Origin of the sequence: Rhizobium sp. 11_C7_N12_5 (assembly GCF_051811145.1) — a bacterium.
GTDB lineage: Bacteria > Pseudomonadota > Alphaproteobacteria > Rhizobiales > Rhizobiaceae > Rhizobium > Rhizobium lusitanum.
Map to the genome: position 1 here is coordinate 1,384,897 of NZ_JBPWPY010000002.1, position 19,538 is coordinate 1,404,434.

General features: G+C 59.1%; 17 protein-coding genes. 7 read left to right on the plus strand and 10 right to left on the minus strand.

What is annotated here, in order from left to right; genetic code table 11:
- Positions 1-156: 156 nt before the first annotated feature.
- Entirely contained in the window at positions 157-1,206 is a 1,050-nt protein-coding gene (locus tag AB8B29_RS25485; protein WP_156143689.1) for a hypothetical protein, read from the plus strand.
- Between the two features lie 137 nt (positions 1,207-1,343).
- On the opposite strand, the gene AB8B29_RS25490 is transcribed toward AB8B29_RS25485, so the two are convergent.
- Both AB8B29_RS25490 and AB8B29_RS25495 read right to left on the minus strand, forming a co-directional pair.
- The gene (locus tag AB8B29_RS25490) at positions 1,344-2,387 is read right to left on the minus strand and encodes a sulfotransferase family 2 domain-containing protein (protein ID WP_156143688.1); all 1,044 of its coding nucleotides are present in this window, start codon (positions 2,385-2,387) and stop codon (positions 1,344-1,346) included.
- Positions 2,388-3,141: 754 nt separating this feature from the next.
- Positions 3,142-3,969: a transglutaminase-like domain-containing protein gene (locus tag AB8B29_RS25495; RefSeq protein WP_037190743.1), complete on the minus strand. Its 828-nt coding sequence runs from the start codon at positions 3,967-3,969 to the stop codon at positions 3,142-3,144.
- 445 nt (positions 3,970-4,414) lie between these two features.
- Here AB8B29_RS25495 and AB8B29_RS25500 point away from each other — a divergent pair, with 445 nt between their 5' ends.
- From AB8B29_RS25500 to AB8B29_RS25520, 5 genes are all read left to right on the plus strand, one after another.
- Complete coding sequence (locus tag AB8B29_RS25500; protein ID WP_037190746.1) at positions 4,415-4,720, plus strand: hypothetical protein; 306 nt, start codon at positions 4,415-4,417, stop codon at positions 4,718-4,720.
- A gap of 588 nt (positions 4,721-5,308) precedes the next feature.
- Positions 5,309-7,036, plus strand: a complete 1,728-nt coding sequence (gene hflK / locus AB8B29_RS25505; RefSeq protein ID WP_439006790.1) for a protease modulator HflK — start codon at positions 5,309-5,311, stop codon at positions 7,034-7,036.
- Positions 7,033-8,043, plus strand: coding sequence for a protease modulator HflC (hflC, locus tag AB8B29_RS25510; protein ID WP_037190751.1), 1,011 nt, complete (start codon positions 7,033-7,035; stop codon positions 8,041-8,043). Before hflK (AB8B29_RS25505) ends, hflC begins: the two co-directional genes overlap by 4 nt.
- Positions 8,044-8,045: 2 nt before the next feature.
- A complete protein-coding gene (hflK, locus tag AB8B29_RS25515; RefSeq protein WP_037190753.1) occupies positions 8,046-9,086 on the plus strand; it encodes a protease modulator HflK in 1,041 nt (346 codons plus the stop codon).
- Complete coding sequence (locus AB8B29_RS25520) at positions 9,083-11,026, plus strand: heavy metal translocating P-type ATPase (protein WP_037190755.1); 1,944 nt, start codon at positions 9,083-9,085, stop codon at positions 11,024-11,026. Before hflK (AB8B29_RS25515) ends, AB8B29_RS25520 begins: the two co-directional genes overlap by 4 nt.
- Before the next feature lie 62 nt (positions 11,027-11,088).
- Here AB8B29_RS25520 and AB8B29_RS25525 read toward each other — a convergent pair whose 3' ends face one another.
- Positions 11,089-12,087 (minus strand): LysR family transcriptional regulator, encoded by a 999-nt coding sequence (locus tag AB8B29_RS25525; protein WP_439006791.1) that lies wholly within the window; start codon positions 12,085-12,087, stop codon positions 11,089-11,091.
- Here AB8B29_RS25525 and AB8B29_RS25530 point away from each other — a divergent pair, their 5' ends adjacent.
- Entirely contained in the window at positions 12,088-13,068 is a 981-nt protein-coding gene (locus AB8B29_RS25530; protein ID WP_037190757.1) for a zinc-binding dehydrogenase, read from the plus strand.
- 241 nt (positions 13,069-13,309) lie between these two features.
- On the opposite strand, the gene AB8B29_RS25535 is transcribed toward AB8B29_RS25530, so the two are convergent.
- The 7 genes from AB8B29_RS25535 to AB8B29_RS25565 form a co-directional block, all read right to left on the minus strand.
- Complete coding sequence (locus AB8B29_RS25535) at positions 13,310-13,663, minus strand: type II toxin-antitoxin system PemK/MazF family toxin (protein ID WP_037190759.1); 354 nt, start codon at positions 13,661-13,663, stop codon at positions 13,310-13,312.
- Entirely contained in the window at positions 13,660-13,896 is a 237-nt protein-coding gene (locus AB8B29_RS25540; RefSeq protein ID WP_051963270.1) for an antitoxin MazE family protein, read from the minus strand. The genes AB8B29_RS25535 and AB8B29_RS25540 overlap by 4 nt, the downstream gene beginning before the upstream one ends.
- 433 nt (positions 13,897-14,329) lie before the next feature.
- Complete coding sequence (locus AB8B29_RS25545) at positions 14,330-15,271, minus strand: sugar phosphate isomerase/epimerase family protein (RefSeq protein ID WP_037190762.1); 942 nt, start codon at positions 15,269-15,271, stop codon at positions 14,330-14,332.
- A 79-nt stretch (positions 15,272-15,350) separates the two neighbouring features.
- Positions 15,351-16,523, minus strand: coding sequence for a Gfo/Idh/MocA family protein (locus tag AB8B29_RS25550; protein WP_037190764.1), 1,173 nt, complete (start codon positions 16,521-16,523; stop codon positions 15,351-15,353).
- 119 nt (positions 16,524-16,642) lie between these two features.
- A complete protein-coding gene (locus tag AB8B29_RS25555) occupies positions 16,643-17,548 on the minus strand; it encodes a sugar phosphate isomerase/epimerase family protein (protein WP_037190766.1) in 906 nt (301 codons plus the stop codon).
- Positions 17,549-17,645: 97 nt separating this feature from the next.
- Entirely contained in the window at positions 17,646-18,458 is an 813-nt protein-coding gene (locus tag AB8B29_RS25560; protein WP_037190769.1) for an ATP-binding cassette domain-containing protein, read from the minus strand.
- Positions 18,459-18,469: 11 nt separating this feature from the next.
- The gene (locus AB8B29_RS25565; protein ID WP_037190771.1) at positions 18,470-19,465 is read right to left on the minus strand and encodes an ABC transporter permease; all 996 of its coding nucleotides are present in this window, start codon (positions 19,463-19,465) and stop codon (positions 18,470-18,472) included.
- Between the last annotated feature and the right edge of the window lie 73 nt (positions 19,466-19,538).

Below are 19,538 nucleotides of genomic sequence, written 5' to 3' on the forward strand. Positions count from 1 at the left end.
GCAAGCCGTCTAAACTGACTCGATCACGATGATGCTCAAGTGGGGGGGCATCGTTGCCGGTTTCATGTACCCGACGCGGAATGTTCGCGTTGCCCTCATGGGATCCGGCAGCACCTTCGCAATTCCGGTTTGCCGGAACATTGAGCTAGTCTGATCATGCAAGATGCTAACGAGACCGTTGAAGGCCCTGTACCAACGCACCATCTCCTCATTGCTGGCACTGGCCGGGCGGGTACAAGCTTTCTTGTACGGTACCTTTCCGCCTTGGGTCTGGACACGGGCTTCAAACCTGATGACAAGTCGCAAGCTTGGGAAGCAAACGCCAACGCCGGCCTCGAACGCCTACCCCTCGTGGAGCCGAACGAAAATCTGCCATATGTCCTGAAATCGCCTTGGTCTGGCGAATACATCGACGAAATCCTGGCAAGCAATCGGTTTTCTTTCGACGCCATGATCATTCCGATGCGGGACCTGGTCGAGGCGGCTTCGAGCAGAAGCATCCTTGAACACCGTCACCTACACCAACATGTTGGTTGGATGGCGGACCGGCTCGATGCCACATGGGAGGTTTTCGCCTATACCCCCGGCGGGATCATCTACTCGTTGAACCCCCTCGACCAAGCGCGGCTGCTCGCTATTGGTTTTCATAGACTGGTGCATAGCGCCGCCAAGGCGGGCATCCCGCTTATATTCCCGGTCTTTCCGCGCATGGTCGAGGATTGGTCTTATCTTTACGAGACCCTAAAGCCCATACTTCCCGACACGATCACCGCCGAAGCGGCAAAATCGGTCCATGATCAAGTCGCGTCCATGTCCTTGGTTCGGGTCGGGTCCGAACTTGGCGGTGCCGAGCCGAACCAAGCCGGAGAGGCTGCCGGCCAATCGATCCATCGCTATCCCACGACATCCGATATCGATCTCATCGCCTTGCGCCGCGAGCTCACGCGGGTGAGACAGGAAAGGCAGACCGCAGCGGAGGATGTCGCGAGGCTTTCCAATGATGTTGCAAAGCTCTCCACGCAATGCAACATTATGGAAGCTGAGGTGAAGCGCCTTGAAAGGGAGTTGGAGACAGCCCAAAAATACGAAGAGGAAAACGCGGTTATCCTTGGTCGACTTGACACTCTGCTGAACAGCAAATCATGGAGATTGACGGCTCCTTTGAGGAAATTGGTTGATACTGCGCGGCCAAAACGTCGCTTCTGAAATTCCGAGCTTGCGGTAGAGGTCGAACCTATGCGGTCACAAGGGTGTATCTTTCGTGACGCAACGGATAGAGCGCAGAGATGTAGCCACGCCCTGCGCATTCTCCGCGAAAAACCGCCAGAGGCAAAGATTTAAAACTAGGTAGTGGTCGTCATGGCGATTGATTCATTTTTTACAACATGCTCGTAAAGGACAATTTCGGGCAAATGCCGCATCCGAATACGATCCCAATCGATCCGCTCGATCACATCCTGATATTTCTGCATAATATCGGGCTTTGCTTCATTTAGGTGAGGCAATTCTCGTTCACCAAGACCAAGAGACCTTAGAAGATCTTTGGCGGTCTCATTGAAATTTTCGAATGCGCCGACGTATTTAAAGCGATTCTCTAAATGGTGAATTGCGATATGGGCATCATCGAACTTAATTTTATCCAGCGGAAGCACGCTATCGTCTAGACCCGCGATCATTCGAACTTGGAGGTTGTCAAATTCGGCAGTCAGTCCATTATTGACCACCTTATCGAGCGCGTACTCAACGCCGGAAATACTATACCTCGGACCCGTGTTGCCAAGAATATGGAACAAATTAGAGCGAACCCTCGAAATTGGTTCGCGTACAACCGCAATATATCTCGCGTGGTTCCCCAAGTATTTATCAATTCCAAAAGACGTGTGCCCGAGTATCAGAGATAGCGTTCTTTTCTGAATCAATGGAAGACCGACAAACTGTGGTATTGTCAGACCAAACTGGGGATAGATGGATAGAAATCGGCTCTTCTCAAGCAAATGATGAATTAAGTTTACTACGCTCGTCCCCATCGTTTTTTGAATGTGCAAGTAGATATTACATTCAGGGATGGAAACAGGACCGACTTCAAATGCGCTTTCTAAAGGGATCTCAACGTGTCCCTCGTCAAGTAAGCAGTCATCGGCGGTGTAAAAGCTAAATTTCGTGCCGAAATTTAGGAGGAACGGAATTGGCACATGAAAGCCAAAAATTCCCTCTTCTCCGCAGTTGTGGCAGACGTCAGATCGATAGTGGGTCGGCTTCCATTTAATAACATGCCTTGAGTCGGCTACTATCCTAATTTCAGCGAGCGTACTTGGATCGTCGAGATCCCGCGCCCACCCAATAATTTCCCCTCCCACGATCCCGTCAACATATCCAACTGTGCGCAATTAGGTCTTTACCCCATCAACAAAATACAGGTAAAAGTGCATGCATTCAAAAGAGGTCTTAAGCAATTTCCTCTCGAGCGCAAGCGGCTTTTCTTCGTGTAACCGTTACCTACAGAAGATGATAGTTTCGAGGGATCGAATAGCGTTGGCAAAGGCGTGCTGAGTTGGCGTTTCTGTCAGCATGAATGAGAGATGCACCCGAAGTCGATGGATGGAACGGCCTCTACGGTTTTGCGATCAATGTCCGGAAAAGTGTCGTGTCGGCCTTCCCCAGCATATCTTCAATTGAGAACCTGCACCTGCGTCCCGACTGCAGCATCCCTTCCGACTACCTCGTCCAGCCCTACCATCTTGTGTCTGAGGTCCCGTAATCAGCACAAATCCGAACCGTCCCCCAATCTCAGCGTCTCCAACATCCTCTGCCAACACCCGACGCAATTTCAGAGCTGCCGGGTATGCCGGGCGCCGCTAAAGCTTGAAACACGCTCTCGCATTTAGGCTCCATCAGCATGCTCACGATGTTTGAGGTCGCCGACAATACAGCCGCTTTCACCCGCGGGCAATGAGCGGATCCACATAGCCGGCGCGGAAAGCTCCCTGCTGCTCCGGCGTCAGGTAGTGAAGCCGCCGACGCTGTCAGCGGCGCGCGTCCTACCTGGCGGCGCAGCAGTATTCGCTACAACGGGACCAAACTTTACACGATGCACAAAACGGCGAGCTCTCGGAACCGGGCTGCCGTCGCGCCCAGCCATTGCTACCGGGTGGCCGGAGGTTGTGCATCGGTGACGTCATAGGTCCAGACCCGGAAAGACTTCAAGACGTGCGGACCGAAGGAAACTATAAGCGGGACGTCAGCTGCGTCCCGACCGCGGGCGACCACGATGCGGCCGATGCGCGGCACGTTATTGCGCGGATCGAACGTCATCCATCGACCGCCAAGAAAAACTTCGATCCAGGCGCTAAAATCCATTGGGTCGAGGATCGGCACGCCAATATCGCCCAAGTGACCGTTGACATAGCGTGCCGGAATATTCATGCAGCGGCAGAAGGCAATGGCCAGATGAGCATAATCGCGGCAGACGCCGATACGCTCTTCGTAGGCTTCTAGCGCCGTCCGCGTCGAGCGGGCGTTCTGATAGCCAAAGATGATGTGTTGGTGAACGAAATCGCATATCGCCTGCACCCTGCCCCATCCCGGCGCGACGTTGCCGAACCTGTCCCATGCGATCTGGCTCAAACGGTCGGTCTCACAATAACGGCTTCCCATCAGGTAGATGAGGCAATCGTCCGGCAGCTCACCGACTGCGATCTCCTGCGCATCCCAAAAAGCAGGATCATGGGTACCGCTGTCTTCAAGGGTTCCGTCCCCCCATATCTGCAGGTCGCCCATCGGCGCGATGAAGCGGCGGCAGACATTGCCGAACAAATCCAGATAGGTGGTGGTTGCTATCTCAGGGCTTGTCACAACAACATCCGGCGATCGAACATCAGCCGAGCGCTCGGGACGCGGCGTCAGCATGGTCAGCATCGGTGTCGGTTGTGCGCAAGTTACGGTAATGTCGTACCCATAGCGGATGAGCATAAGGTCATATCCCTGACGCTCGCTATGGCGGATTGAACGGGGCGTCGCCGTCAACCGTGGCGGAGTGTCCGCATGTCTTTCATCATATTAGAACACGGTGGTCGGAACGACAAACGCCAAATAGCTGAAAGGCGAAACGATGTCTGGCGGGTCGCAACGATGTGAGAAGGAACCTCCGCGCGAGGGGCGACGGTCTATGTGACGGTCGGAGCGCCGCGGACGGCGGTTGCCTTTTGGCGGCACCGTGTTCGAAACGCCCGCCCCGGCTAGCCCTGTTGGAGGCCGGCGGACGAAGCAATGCGTCCGGGTTCGGCATGCTTCTTGCGTTCCTGCAACTGTTCTAAACGAAGTACGACCAATAGAGGATGGGTTGTGGAAAGTTTGGGTTGACCGCTTTCGATGGTGAGGCGACACTTCAACCCGCAGCAAGGCAGGAGGAAAAATGATGGACGAGCCAGACCGCTGGCGCCACATGGCAAGCGCGCCGAAAGACGGCAGTCGGATCCTCGTCACGGTACGCCCGTCCGAACAGGGGCCGGCAGAAGTCGACCTCGCCTACTGGTCGAATGGCGATCAGTTCGGCGTAGAAGGCTGGCGCGCCTCTGATTCCTCGCCCGGCCGCGTCATCGAATATGCCGAGCCGGAGCTGAAGTGCTGGATGCCGATGCCCTCGGCTAATCTCAATCGCACCTCGATGCCCTCACCCTGGGAAGGCGACGACACCCAGCAGCTCGACGGGTCAGGGATTTAAGAACCCGCGCCGCCGCGTTGCGAAGATCCGATACCCGGCGCGTGGCATAAGGTCAGCTCTGTCCAGACAACGGGCGCCGTCGACCGAGCCCGTCGTAGGCTAAACTATGTTAGTTTCCGGGGGGCTACACGGCGCAAGTGATGCCGATCAGCCGACTTTCCTTTTTCAAGGCGAAGCCTTGCAGATAAGGGTACGATACGTAATAACGTATCCCTACACCCAAATGACTGCGGTGCTGGCGAAATAGATAGAAAACCTTTCTTCAATGCGGCGTGGAAGAGCGCATAAAGTATGGGAATGCCGAAAACTAGTTCCGACGACGCGCAGCAGCTTCCTGAGATCAAAAACCGAGCAGACTTCCAACTTGCCGCGGTTCAAGCGCATGATATTGCAAACCAGGGTTTCAGCGTTTCAATCTTTGCGGCCCTGCTTTTGCTCTGTGCTCTGATTGCAAATACGTTCAGCCTTAACCCAATTTGGGTGGCTTTCTTTTGCAATAACGCCGCTGCACTTATCCTGTTTGGCACCGGGCTTCGATCTGCCTACGACGTTGCAGAGTGGCGTCGAAAGAAAGCCGGTCTCGCCGGTATGCGGCTCGGGAAACCCGCGCAATGGCTCATTGCTTTCGTGACGTCGCCGTGGTCGCAGCGGGAGACGGAAGGGCCCGATCTGATCGAGCGATGGACGGGAAGCGCTTTCTTCGCGGGGCGATCACTCCTGTTGCGGATCGGAGCCAGCCCGCTCCGGGTCGCCGGTCTATCCATGTTCGCATGCTTGATCGTCTACACCGGCTGGACATTGAAGGCGGATAGCGCTGCGATCGGAACGCCGTTCCTCGTCGTCATTGCGGCCTGTCTGGCTTTCGCCTTTCTTCTGCTTGTGACGGAAAGACGACTCGCCGCGACCGATGCAGCGGAGTGGCCCGAGGCAAGAGCAATTTCGCAATTGGCGCGCGTGGCCATTTTCGTGCTCGTCCTGTCTTGCTTCTGCCTGTTCCTGAGCGCGCGCGGATCTGGACTGCCCATCAAACTCCTGGCGGCGTTGGGAGGCTTTGTCGCACTCGTCGGGCTTGAGTTCCTGTTCCGCGCGATCGCCTCCATGTTCCGCCCGCAAAACGACAGCCGCGAGCCGACATTGATCGCCACCAGCCTTGTCGCCGGCACGCTTCAGTGGCCACCTCAGCTTTTGGTCGGCATCCAATCTGAATTGCGAACCAAACACGGCATCGACCTTCGGCAGATTTGGGCTTTCTCGTTCATTCGAAAGACCGCTCCGGCCATCATTCTTGGAACACTCCTTCTGGGTTGGCTGTTGAGCGGCGTGCGCGAAATTCCGATGACCGGCCGTGGCGTTTATGAGCGGTTCGGCAAGGCTGAGGACATTCTGCATTCCGGCCTTCACATCGGTCTTCCGTGGCCGTTCGGCCGTGTCATTGCCATCGAGAACGGCAGCGTGCACGAGCTGGCAACCTCCGTCAGCACGAACGGCAATGGCGAGCCGCTGGCCGATGCCGAAGGACTAGCGCCGGAAAGTGCGAACCGGCTATGGGATGCCTCGCACATCAGCGAGAAATCGCAGGTCATCGCCAGCGGCACCGGCGGCGAGCAAAGCTTTCAGATCGTCAACATGGACGTCCGCTTCGTCTACCGTATCGGTCTTTCGGACCAGGCGGCAATGAAGGCCGCCTATCGGGTCGCCGATCTGCCGGCCTTGATCGAAAGCACAGCGAACCGGGTATTGGTGCATGATTTTGCCAGAAGAACGCTCAACGATGTCTTGAGCGAGGGCCGGTTGTCACTGGCAGGCGATATTGCCTCAACAGTTCAGAAGAGCATGGATGAGTTGAACAGCGGTGTCGAAATCCTGGCGGTGGTCATCGAGGCCATCCACCCACCCGCCGGCGCAGCCAATGCATTTCACGGTGTCCAGGCGGCAGAGATCAGCGCCGAGGCACTGGTTGCGCGCGAGCGGGGAGCCGCAGCCGAACAGACGAACGAGGCGCAATTGAATGCCAGCCTCCGACAGGACGATGCGATCGCGAAGGCAAGGGAAGGCATCGCGGCTTCGGAGGTCGCAAAGCTGCGCTTCCAGGCCGAGCAATCGGCCTTCCACGAGGCGGGACAGGCATTTCTGACAGAGGAATACTTCAATCAACTAGCGATGGGATTATCCCATTCAAAGGCTCTTGTCATCGATCACCGCATCGGCGGGAGCATCACTCCGACCCTCGATCTCCGGAGCATGATGCTACCGGTCGATCCCAAAACAAATGCCGAGCCTAACATTCCATACCAAAGCGAAGAAACCGGCCGATGACTGACGCGCACGCCCATCCGGACTCGGACCATCACGGTCACGATCATCATCATTCTCACGGCGATGATCACAACGAGACGATGCCCTTTCGGTGGTCCCGCCTGATCGTCGCGATGATCGTCGTCGCCATCATTCTGGTTGCCGCCTGCCTCGTCCAGGTGAGATCGGGAGCCGCGACCGTCATCACCAGGTTTGGCAATCCCGCTCGCGTTCTGATCGATCCGGGGCTCGCCTTCCGGCTTCCCATTCCCCTGGAAAAGACCATCGACGTCGATCTGCGCGCCAAATCAACGTCCAGCGGCCTGCAGGATGTCGGGACCAAGGATGGGCTGCGGATCATCGCGCAGGCCTATGCGATCTGGCAGGTTCCCCCCGATCCGGATGCCATCAAGCGCTTCGTGCGGTCGGTTCAGAACCAGCCGGATCAGGCGGCAGTGCAAATCCGCACGTTCCTCGGGTCATCGCTTGAAACCACAGCCAGCAATTTCGACCTGTCGTCGCTGATCAATCCCGATCCGAACAAGCTTCGGATCGATGCGTTGGAAGCACAGCTCAAGGCCCAGATCGTGCAGCAATTGTTCGACACTTATGGCTTGCGGGTTGTCGATGTCGGTATCGAGCGCCTGACGTTACCGTCGGTGACGCTAAACGCCACCGTCGACCGCATGCGGGCCGAGCGTGAGACCATCGCCACCGAGCGAGCGGCGGTCGGCAAGCGTCAGGCCGCGGAAATTCGCTCCGCAGCCGAACGCGACGCGGGAGTCCTGCGGGCGGACGCGACCGTGAAGGCTGCCGATATAGAGGCCAAATCCCGCGTCGAAGCGGCGCAGATTTATGGAACTGCCTATAAGAGCGCGCCGGAGCTTTACGAACTGCTTCGCTCGCTCGACACGCTCGGCACGATCGTCAATTCCAACACGCGCCTTGTCCTACGCACCGATGCCGCGCCGTTCCGGGCTTTGATCGATGGTCCACCCAGCGCCGCATCGGCAGGCGGAGCACGTTAGAGATGAATGCGGTCGGGGATAGGAATTCGGCGGCGCAACATCAGGCTGTTCGTCTGGTTTCCGTGCTGCTGTCCACCATCGTGGTGCTGGCGGCCGTCGGCTGGGCGACATCCAATATCAGGGAGATCGCACCGCAAAGCCGGGCCGTTGTCCTGCGCCTGGGCGCCTTGGATAGGGTACAGGAATCTGGCCTGCTATGGGCCCTGCCCGCGCCTTTCGAAAAGGTTTTGCTTCTGCCCAACGCCGCAACGGTCTTGGAACGCCGGATCAACGGATTGCTTCGCTCGCCTCCGGCTCAGAGCGGCGAGGCCGACGCTTCAATGGAAAGCGATACCCTGGCGGGATCGGGATACCTGCTGACCGCCGACGCGAGTGTCGTTCAGCTCGACATCCGCGTCTTCTATCGGGTGACCGACCCCTTCACCTACGTCCTGCAAGAGGAGCACGTCCTTCCGGCACTGGACCGCCTCGTGACCCGAAGCGCCGTTGTGATCTGCGCCTCACGCGATCTGGACAGCGTTCTGGTCGCACGCCCGGAGCTGGTCTCCGCCGGCAGCGATATCGCCGAGCGTCGCGAGCGTTTGCGCGCCGACCTGGTGAGCAGCATCAATAGCAGTCTAAACTCCCTGAAAGCGAAGGGTACAGGTCTCGGGATCGAGATCGACCGCGCCGATGTTCAATCCGCGCTCCCGACGCCGGCCGTTAGCGCATTCGACGGGGTGCTGACGGCAAGCCAGCAGGCGGAGCAGGCCATTGCGTCAGCGCAAAACGACGCGGAAAAGGACAAGCAGGCCGCCGATCAGGAAGCCGACCGGATCGTGCAGGTGGCGGAAGCGCAATCCAGCGAACGGCTGTCAAAGGCGCGTGCCGACACGGCCACCGTCACCGGCTTTGCCAACGCGCAAGGGTCCGATAGCGACCCCGGTCTTCTCTGGCGCCTCTATCGGGATCGCGTTGGCAAAATCCTGTCGCAGGCAGGCTCGGTGGTCACGGTCGATCCCCGGGACGACGCACGGCTCATTCTGCAGGGAGCCGACAAATGAGTGTCGCGACCGATCATTCGCACGGCTCCCACGGCCACGCGCACCATCATGGCCATATGCTCAGCGCCGGCCTGCTGACCGCCAACGAAAAGCAGGCGGCGGCCGTTCAGCTCACACTCGCCATGATCGCCTTGAGCTTGCTCGCGCTCGGCATCGGCTGGCGCTGGCTTGCGCCTGACGAAGAGGGCGTCAGCCAGCTTCTGCTGGCGGCTGCCTCGCTGATCGTCGCAGTTCCGGTCGTACGGTCCGGTTGGCATAGTCTGCGCCATCCAAGCCTGCACGGCATCACCGATCAGTTGATCGCCCTGGCGATGCTGGCTGCCTGGGCGACGGGCGATCTGCTGACCGCCGCACTTCTGCCGATCATCATGATATTCGGCCATGTGCTGGAGGAGCGCAGCGTCATCGGATCAAAAGAAGCGATGGAGGCGCTGGCACGTCTGACCCGCAGCCACGCGCGGCTGATCGCACCGGACGGCCGGACGCGTGAAGTCGACAATGTATCTCTAAAGCCCGGCGATTTGGTGGAGGTAAGAGCGGGAGACCGCATTCCCGCCGATGGTCGCGTCAGGGAGGGACAGGCAAGCCTCGACACCGCGCCAATCACCGGCGAATCCTTGCCTCTCGAAGTCTCCGCCGGGATGGACGTCTTCGGTGGCGCGATCAACCTGGACGGTCGTCTTGAGATCGAGGTGACCCGAACAGGTGAGGATTCGACGCTTGGAAAAGTCATCGCGCTGATGCAGCGCGCGGAAAGTTCAAAGCCGCCTATTACCCGGCTCTTGGAGCGTTACGCCCAGCAATATCTGGCATTCGTGTTGACGATAGCGGCCATCGCCTGGTTCCTCACCTACAATGACCAGATCATGCTTGCGATCCTGGTTGCTGCCTGCCCTTGCGCCCTGGTCCTGTCCGCGCCGGCAACGGCGATTGCCGGTATCGCAGTCGCCGCGCGCCACGGCATCCTCATCCGTAGTTCGGCATTTCTCGAAGAGCTGGCAGACCTGACCTCCTTGGTCATCGACAAGACCGGCACCCTCACCTTCGGTCGGCTTCGGCTGAAGGACATCAGGCTTACCGCCAATACGGATCGAGAGATCGTTCGGGCCTTGGCCGCCTCTCTGGGCGCTGCCAGCAGTCATCCGGTGAGCCGAGCGCTGGCCTTGCTCGTCGCCCATGATGCTTATCACCCCCTGACGAGCGTTCGGGAATTTCAAGGTTTGGGCGTCGTTGCGAGCACGGCAATGGGTGAAGTGGCCCTCGGACGTCCCCAATTGTTTGAACGCCTGTCCGTCGTCGTTCCCCCGGTTCCCGTGCATGACGGTCCGCTCGCGGGCATGTCGATCGGCGGAAATTTTGTCGCCTGGCTTCTCCTGTCGGACACGATCAAGCCCGAAGCGGCGGCTGCGATGACGGAGTTGCGAGCGCTCGGGCTCCATCGACAGCTCCTACTCACCGGCGACCGCCAATCGGTCGCACATACCCTCGCGCGCGAGATCGGCATAACCGACATCGCGGCTGAGGCCTTGCCCGCAGACAAGCTGAAGCGCGTGCTAAGCGAGACGAAAAGCGGCTTCAAACCTCTTGTCGTCGGCGACGGGATCAACGACTCGCTCGCCCTCAAGGCCGGTGCCGTCGGGATTGCCTTAGGCGCGGGCGGCGCCGATATTGCGCTTGCCTCCTCGGACATCATCCTGATCGGCAGCGATCTGCGACGGCTCGGCACATGCATCCGGCTCAGCAGGCTCTGTCGCCGGACGCTGAAAACCAACGTTATCACTGGCCTCGGCTGGACAGTGGCGATCGTCGTATTGGCGGGCTTCGGTTTTCTCGGAGCGGCGGGGGCCGTTGTCGCCGCCCTCCTGCATAATTTCAGCACACTGTTGGTGCTGGCGAACGCCGGGCGGCTGATGCGATATGACGAACCACTGGCGGCATGAGGCAAGGTCTGCTGACATCATCTGCTATGCTATACACCAGCTAATGTCGATCAGTACTATCGTCACGGTTTGCCACTTAACGTCGACGCAGCGCTCGCCTGCAGCAGACGCCAGAGTGCCGACGCTGCTGGCCCATGTGCCCGGCCGGACCGCCGGGCGGCGACCAGCTCAATCACGCCGCCGCCGAAATAGCCGTTGGCCAGAGAAATCAAACGGCCTTCCCGCAATTCGGCATCGACAAGAAAATCAGGCATGTGGCCCCAGCCAAGGCTTTGCAGGATCACTTCCTTCTTCATGAGCTGATCACTGACCGTGCAAGTCCGCGCACCTTCGATGACATAGTAGCTTCTCTCGGGCAAATTTTGCGCGCTGTCCCGAATGACACATTGAACCATTTCCCGCATTCGTTCCGGCGATGCCTCCTCTATCGGAAAGGGCAGAAAGTTCGGGGCAGCGACTGGAATCAGGCGAACAGGACGGAGGGTGATCGTTTCAAAGCGCGGATCACTCTGATCGACGTGATGCAGAATGAGGTCTGTACGATCCTCCAACAGCAATTCCCATGGCCCGGAAATCGCCGCGAACTGAAGATGCAATCGAGTGGCCGGCCGACCATCGAAGAAACCACGCAGGAGTTGGAGCATTTCGGGAAGCGGCGATAGATCACCGATCACGACTCGCAACTCGCTTTCCTCACCGGCGGCGAGCTGGGCGGCATAGACTTGAAGGTCCGCCATTTCGGTGAGCACGCGTCTGGCACGCGCCAGGAACGCCTCTCCGGCGGGCGTAAGGACCATGCGATACCCAGTTCGATCAAACAGGGGGAAGCCGATCTGGCGTTCGACGTTGATGATGGCCGTATGCAGAGTTGGGTGCGTGCGGCCGAGCCGCAGCGCGGCAGCTTGCAGCGATCCCTCGGAGACGACGGCGTCGATCGAGCGGAGTTGGGCGAGCGTGAGACCATTCATGGCGATAAAATCTACAATGTTTGGAGAAACTTTGTAAAATACATTTTTGCCGGGCGCTTGTATGTCTTCTGAGAGGAAAAAAGGAGCAAACACATGCGCGCCATTATCATAACCCGCCCCGGCGCCGCCGAAGTTCTTAGTCTCTCCGAACGCCCGAGACCCGATCCACGATCAGGCGAAATTCTGATCGCGGTCAAGGCCTTTGGCTTGAACCGAGCGGAGCTTTACTTTCGAAGCGGTGCCTGGGGTAAGGTGGCGGAGATCAGCGGCATCGAGTGTGCCGGCAGCGTCGAGGCCGATCTCGAGGGAGGCTTTGCGCCGGGGCAAAAGGTTATTGCGCTTATGGGCGGGATGGGCCGCACCCGCAACGGCTCCTACGCGGAGTTCGTGAGCGTGCCTCGGGAAAACGTTGTCGCCATCGACACCGACCTGCCTTGGGAAGAGCTTGCGGCTCTTCCTGAATCCTACGCCACTGCTTGGACGTGCCTGGTTGGAAATCTCCAACTGGCTCCCGGCCAGACGCTGGTGATCCGAGGGGCGACTTCTGCGCTTGGCCAGGCGGCCTTGAACATCGCAAGAGGTTTGGGAGTGAGAACGGTCGCCACCACGCGCCGAAGGGATCGCGCTGATATGCTGTACCGGCTCGGCGCGGCGCATGTCATAGTTGGCGGCAACGAATTGGCGGCGAAGTTGCATGATATCGCGCCGACTGGCGTCGATGCGGTGCTGGACCTTATCGGCACCACGACCGTGTTCGATTCTCTGGCGGCGGTTCGGCGGGGCGGTCGCGTTTGCCTGGCAGGGTTTCTTGGCGGCGGCGCGCCGTTGCCCCAGTTTGATCCTGTCTTCCAAATGCCGAGCGGCGCCCACCTCAGCGCATTCGCCAGCGCGCTCGTCTTCGGCACCCAGGATTATCCACTCAGCGAGATTCCGTTCCAGCAAATCGCCGACAATGCGGCCCGAGGACTCTATCAGGCAAAGCCTGCCCGCGTGTTTCGTTTCGAAGATATCCAGGCAGCGCACAGGCTGATGGAGACGGACGAGGCCGGTGGAAAGGTAGTCGTGCACATGTGAAGACAGAGGATAGTTAGTTCGACGATGCCCCCAGCTCGCCCTTTGCCCAGTGACGCGTTCGTTCTGAAGGACACGCATTTGCATAACGAAGAATGGGGAGACAGTTTTTGCCCTTGTTGGGGAAAAAGGCAGAGCCATCTTTCCTCACTGGAGGAAGTGCACTTCCAGATCCTTAGCAAATGCCTCTGTATATGGGCTCTCTCGACGGGGTCATCTTTGCACTTTTTTCACACTCTGACGCTCAAACTTCTCCTTTTGTTCTTGGCGACACTGCCATCCCGAGAAAGACCAGCATCGCCTGATTGAGGCGCACGATGTCCTCATCGTCAAGCCGTCCGACCTGCCCGCCGATCTTCGATTTCGGAACGGTTGTGATCTTATCCACCATCAGCCGGGATGCCGTGCGCAGACCGTTGCGGTCATTCGGCTTGACAACAAGCCGGAACAACGGCGCCTCCGTCTCGTCTGATGTGAAGGCGCAAATAGTGATCGAATCCGTGGCGTCGAAACTGTCGTCCTGCACGATCACGACGGGGCGCGGCTTGCCCGCATAATCTTTGCCACCCGCGACCGTCCAGATATCGCCGCGCCTCACCCATCACCCCAATCAGACACAGCATCGACAAATGCCTGATCCTCGTCGGCATGCACGCTTGCCACAACGGCAAGCGACTGGCGGTGGGCCTCGGCCTTGAACGATGGTGCACGCACGTCCGGAACCCAGATCTGGATCGGACGCAAACCTTGGGCACGCAATCGGGCGCGATGCTCTCCGACCTTCACGCGCGAGGGAATGCGCTTTGATATAAGGGCCACGTATTTCTCCATCATTGTTGGTTACATGTAACTTATCAGAAGCCTACAAGCTTGCCAACATCCTTTCTAGAAGCGACCCTCCCCGGCATCGGCGCTGCGCCGAGCCGGTGTCCGCCATTTCCAATTCCATCGCCTACGAGAACCTGATGGTCCAAGCTAAGGTCGCGAAGCCCTCTGCTGTCCGAGATGTTCTCGGCACCTCCCGATGGATCAATCTCCCGCCGTTGACACTCTTGCAACGGAAAATGCCCATACGGGATGGCGAATTTTCGTTTGCGGTGGACTCGTCCAGAGCTGCTTCCCTACCTGGCAAATCGGAGGGCGTTTACGTCACCCACCCCCCAGCAATGCGGCACATCGGTAATCGTGATCAGGTTGGATATTGCCGGCCTCGTCGAAAACAAACCGGAAGGAAGGCGGGCGAAGTGTCACCCGCGATCATTGATCAGCGGCTGATCGTCGCCTGCAGTGCGTCGATGGAGGACTGGATGCCTGCATCGGTGGACATGGTGAAATCTTCCATCTCGAGGCTGACCCAGTCGTCGTAGCCGACCATGCGAACTACAGAGAAAAACTCCTTCCACCATTGCAGATCATGGCCGGCGCCGACGGCGACGTAGTTCCATGTGCGGTTGGCGACGTCGGTGACGTCCTTCAGCTCAAGCAAGCCATTCACGTCAGCCAGGCCGCGTTCGATGCGAGTATCCTTGCCGTGGCAGTGGTGGATCGCGCTCCCGAGCGCGCGCGCCGATGCGATCGGATCAGCACCCATCCACATCAGATGCGACGGGTCGAGGTTCATGCCGACTGTCGAACCAACCTCGTTGCGCAGGCGGAACAGGGTCTCCGGGTTCCAGACGAGCATCGCCGAGAAATTCTCCAGCGCATATTTCTCGACGCCGACTTCGCCTGCAAGCCTCACAAGATCGTGCCAGAGCGGAAAGGCGCGATCTTCCCACTGGTAGCGGTCGCGCTCCGGCATCTCGTTCGGCCAGCTCTTGGTGTAGACGAGCCAGTTCGGCACCATGTCGCCGGGACCGGCCTCCGGCAGACCGGACATGGTAACGATCTTCTTCACGCCGATTTCGCCTGCAAGCCGGATCGTGTCCTCCATCTCCTTGCGGTGGCGCTTGCCCATGTCGCCTGGATCGAGGGGATTGGCGGAGCAATTGAGGGCGGCGATTTGCAGGCCGCGGGCCTCGATCTCCTTGAGTTTGGATTTGAGCAGACCCTTGTCGGCCAGGAGCTCATCGGCCCGGAAGTGCGGACCGCGTGACCAGCCGCCGCCGGTCATCTCGATACCCTCGACGCCGAGCTTCACGCATTTGTCGAGCATATCCGTGAAGGAGAGGTCGCCCATCACGTCGGTACAAATAGAGAGTTTCATCGTGTTGTCTTTCAAAACAAGGAGGGTGAGGACGCGCCTAGGAGTAGGACGGAGGAAGTCCGGCACGTCCTCTGCTGGGTCACTGGAAGTCGACCCAAGCGGCGCCCGCGTCAGCCGAGCGGACGCAGTTTTCCAGCCAACGCACACCTTCGGTGCCGGCCTTGATGCCCGGATAGTGATGGCCCTGAAGGAAAGCCTCGTCTCCACGGCGTTTGGCATCTATGGCCTGGGCGATCCAGAGGTAGATATTCGACCAGCTATCCCCCAGGCCCTCGGTGTGCAGCGCGCCCATGCGGTCGACGGCAAGGCTTTCCTCCTCGAGGTATGGCATGCCGTGATGCAGCGTGCGGTTCGGCTCGCCCTGCACTTCGTAGATCAGCTGGTCGGGTTGAGCGTCGGACCATTCGACCGACGCCTTGGAGCCGACGAAGCGGTAGCGCTGCGAACCCATGTTCCCCGCATTCACCGAGGATACCCAGAGGCGACCGCGGGCGCCGTTGTCGTAGTGCATAAGAACGGTGGCATGGTCCTCGAGTGGAGCCCGGGTCGGGATGAAGGCCTTGCGGTCACAAAGCAGCTTGTCGATCTTCATGTGCGGCAGCACGACTTCGGAGAGATAGTAAAGGTGCGTCCCAATATCGCCAAGCACGAAGGTCGAGCCGGCGGTCTTGGGATTGGTGCGCCATTTAAGGGCTTCCCCTGCGCCGGTGTCGTCGCCCGCGTTGAAGCCATGGCTATATTGCATGTCGACGATCCGGATGTCGCCGAGCATGCCCTTCTTGACCATCGCCGCCATCTGATGAACTAGTGGATGGCCGGTAAAGCCGTAAGTGACACCGACGATCAGGCCGTTTTTCTCCGCCAGCTTCGCGACCTCGTCGCATTCCGCGACGGTGAAGAACAGAGGCTTCTCGCAAATCACATGGAGACCGGCTCCAAGGCAGGCCTTGGTGATCTCGTAGTGTGTGAAGTTCGGCGTGGCGATCGAAACGACCTCGACGCCGTCCTCGCGTCCGGCCTCGCGGGCGATCAGTTCCTTGTAGTCGGCATAGCATCGGTCCGCCGCGACGCCGATCCTCATGCCGAAGTCGCGTCCGCGCTCGGCATCAAGGTCGAAGGCTCCGCAGACCAGCCGATAAGTGCCGTCCCGCTGAGCGCCGGTTCTATGCTTGTATCCCACCTGCCCAGTGCGGCCGCCGCCGACCATGCCCCAGCGCAGGGGGCGCTCGATCTGTCTTTCTCCGTTGATCATTGTCTGTCCTTCCAGGAGTAGTGTCTGTGAATTTCAAGTGGCGGCACAGCCGCGTCGGCCTCGGCTACAGCGCGCCGAGGGCTCACTGGGGCGCTGGCTGCAGACGGGCCTATCCGCTGTCATTTGGCCGCCCAGTACTTGTCGACGAAACGCTGCATCTCCGAGCGCATGAACTTGCCGGAGTGGTCGGCCTTGTCCTCCCATGCAAAGACGCAGGCGGTCATGATACCGTCGAAACCGACCTCAGCCAGGGTGCCGAAAAAATCGTCCCACGGAACCTCGCCCTGACCGATGTTGAGGTGCTGATGCACGCGGGCGTTCGTGCCGGGAGGATTGAGGATATACCGAAGTCCGGAGGACGCCCTATGATTGAAGGTGTCGCCGACGTGGACATGGGCGAGCACGTCCTTGGCCTCGCGCAGCATCGCCTTGGTGTCGTCGCCGAAGTAGAATGTGTGCGGCGCGCAATAGAGAAACTTGACGTTCTTCGAGTTCACGGTCCGGATGATATCCAATGCCGGCTGAAGCGTTTCGCACCAGTCTTCCGGGTGCGGTTCGACGTGCATGTTGATGCCCTCGCGTTCGAGGACCGCCACGAGTTCGTCCATCGAGCGCCACCAGGCATCCTCGCAGGCTTCGATCATCGATCCGGTATGGCAGCAATAGCAGGAGCCTCTATCCGGGTGAGGACCGCGCCCGAATTCGGAATTCATAGTATCGACGCCGAGTTCGACGCAGATTTCGATGGCGCGCTTCCAATGCTTGACGGCGGCCTGCCGCTCGGCCTCGTCGTTGGACGCCCAGCGGTACATCGGCAGGAGAGAGGCAATGCCTACATTCGCGTCCGCGAGCGCCTTCTTGAAGGACTTGATCCGCGAGGGGAAAACGCGCGGCGCCTTGAACCATTCGAGGAAGTCCGCCCTGGGGCTGAGTTCGATCCACTCGTAGCCAAGTTCGGCGACCTTCGAAGGGAGTTCCTCAAGGGAAAGATGTCGATGCATAAATGGGTCGAGCGCGATTTTCATGATTGATCACCTCTAAAATGGTTGCACTTGACAGCCCCACCCGCGATGGCGGGTGAGCCGGTTTCGATTGTCTGGCCGTGTTCGTTTGGCCGATCGCTCAGACCGCCGGGGAATGGCCGCCATTCGCGGATGAATGAGCCTCGATCTCAGCCTCCAGTTCGGCCATCGCCTCCCCGCCTGCCATGAGATCGGTGATCTCCTCCCTCGTCTTTTCGCCCTTGCGGAAGTCGGCCGCCTTCTCGCCCTTGATCAGGACAGCGAAATGATCGCCGACCGTCATCGCGTGAATGACGTTGTGCGTAATGAAGATGACTGCCAGTCCGCGACGCCGCGCTTCGAGAACGATGCGAAGCACGTGGGCGGCTTCCTTGACTCCGAGTGCTGCCGTTGGCTCGTCGAGGATCAGCACCCTGGCGCCGAAATGGACCGCCCGGGCAATCGCCAGCGACTGGCGTTCCCCGCCCGACAGTCCGCCGATCAGGCGATCGCCGTCGTCGATACGGGTAATGCCGAATTCGCGCACCGCCTTCACCGCGATGTCGTTTGCCGTTTTGCGGTCGTAGATCTTGAACGGGCCGAAGCCCTTGGTCGGCTCACGACCGACGAAGAACGAGCGGCCGATGCTCATCAGCGGGAACGTGCCGCCGAACTGGTGCACTGTCGCGATGCCCATATCGGCGGCATCGCGCGGGTTGTTGAAGATCAGCGGCTTGCCTTCGAACCTCACGGTCCCGCTCGTCGGCTTGTAGACGCCGGCAAATGTCTTGATGAGAGTGGACTTGCCTGCACCATTGTCTCCAAGAAGACAAAGGACCTCCCCCGGATGGACTTTCAACGTGATGTCATGAAGGACATCGATCGGACCAAAGGACTTGTTGACGTTTTCGAGTTCAAGAATAGGCGTTCTCATATCCTGATCCCTCACTTCTTCTTCGGCGAGTAGGTCAGCGCCATGTGACGGAACGTGTTGTTCATAAGCACCGCGATCAGCAGCATGACGCCGATGATGAGGCTCGACCAGTTGCGGTCGAAGGTTGTGAAGTAGATGCCCTGGTTCACAACGGCGAAGGTGATCGTCCCGAAGAAGATCCCGATCACGGAACCGAAGCCGCCAGTCAACAGGACGCCGCCGACGACAACCGAGATGATCGCGTTGAAGATGAAGGTCATGCCGCCGGAGACCTGCGCCGAATTGAAGAGGATGGCCTGGCACATGCCGACGAAGGACGCACTCGTGGAAGAGAGCACGAACAGGATGATGGTCAGTCCCGCCGTGGGGATGCCGGCATTCCGCGCGCTGCCCCTGTCTCCACCCATCGCGAAGACCCAATTTCCATACGGCGAGAAATGGATGAAGAAGACGAAGAGAGCGGTGATCGCGATCCACCAGACGATGATCACCTGGAAAGACCCGAATAGAAACTGGCCGAAGAGGAATTTTGCCCACGGATCGGCGGTCAGGGCGACGCTGGTCGTTCCGGTTACCAGAACCGAGACGCCGAGCATCAGTCCCTGGACCGCAAAGAGCGTGCCGAGTGTTACGATCAGCGATGGCACCGCCGTGCGCACCACGAGATAGCCGTTGGTCAGACCGACGATGAGACCGATGCCGATCGACCCGAGCATGCCGAGCCAGATCGGAAAACCGTAATAGCCGGATATGATCGCCACCGTCATCGAACCGGCGGGGATCATCGCGCCGATTGAAATGTCGAGATCGCCGGCGATCATCAAAAGTCCGATCGGCAAAGCGACAATGCCGAGATTGGCAGCGACGTTCAGCCAGCTCGCGGCCCCGGCAGGTTCCAGAAACTTGGCGCTTCCGAAGATGATGAAGAACGCCAGCACTCCAAAGAGCCCGAGAAAGGCACCCGCCTCAGGGCGGCGCAAGAGGTTGCCGACAGACAGATTGTTCATTTGCTGTATCCCCAATCAGGCTTCTTTTCGAAGCATGGGACGTCTCATTGCCGATCCGCGAGTTTCTCGCGGG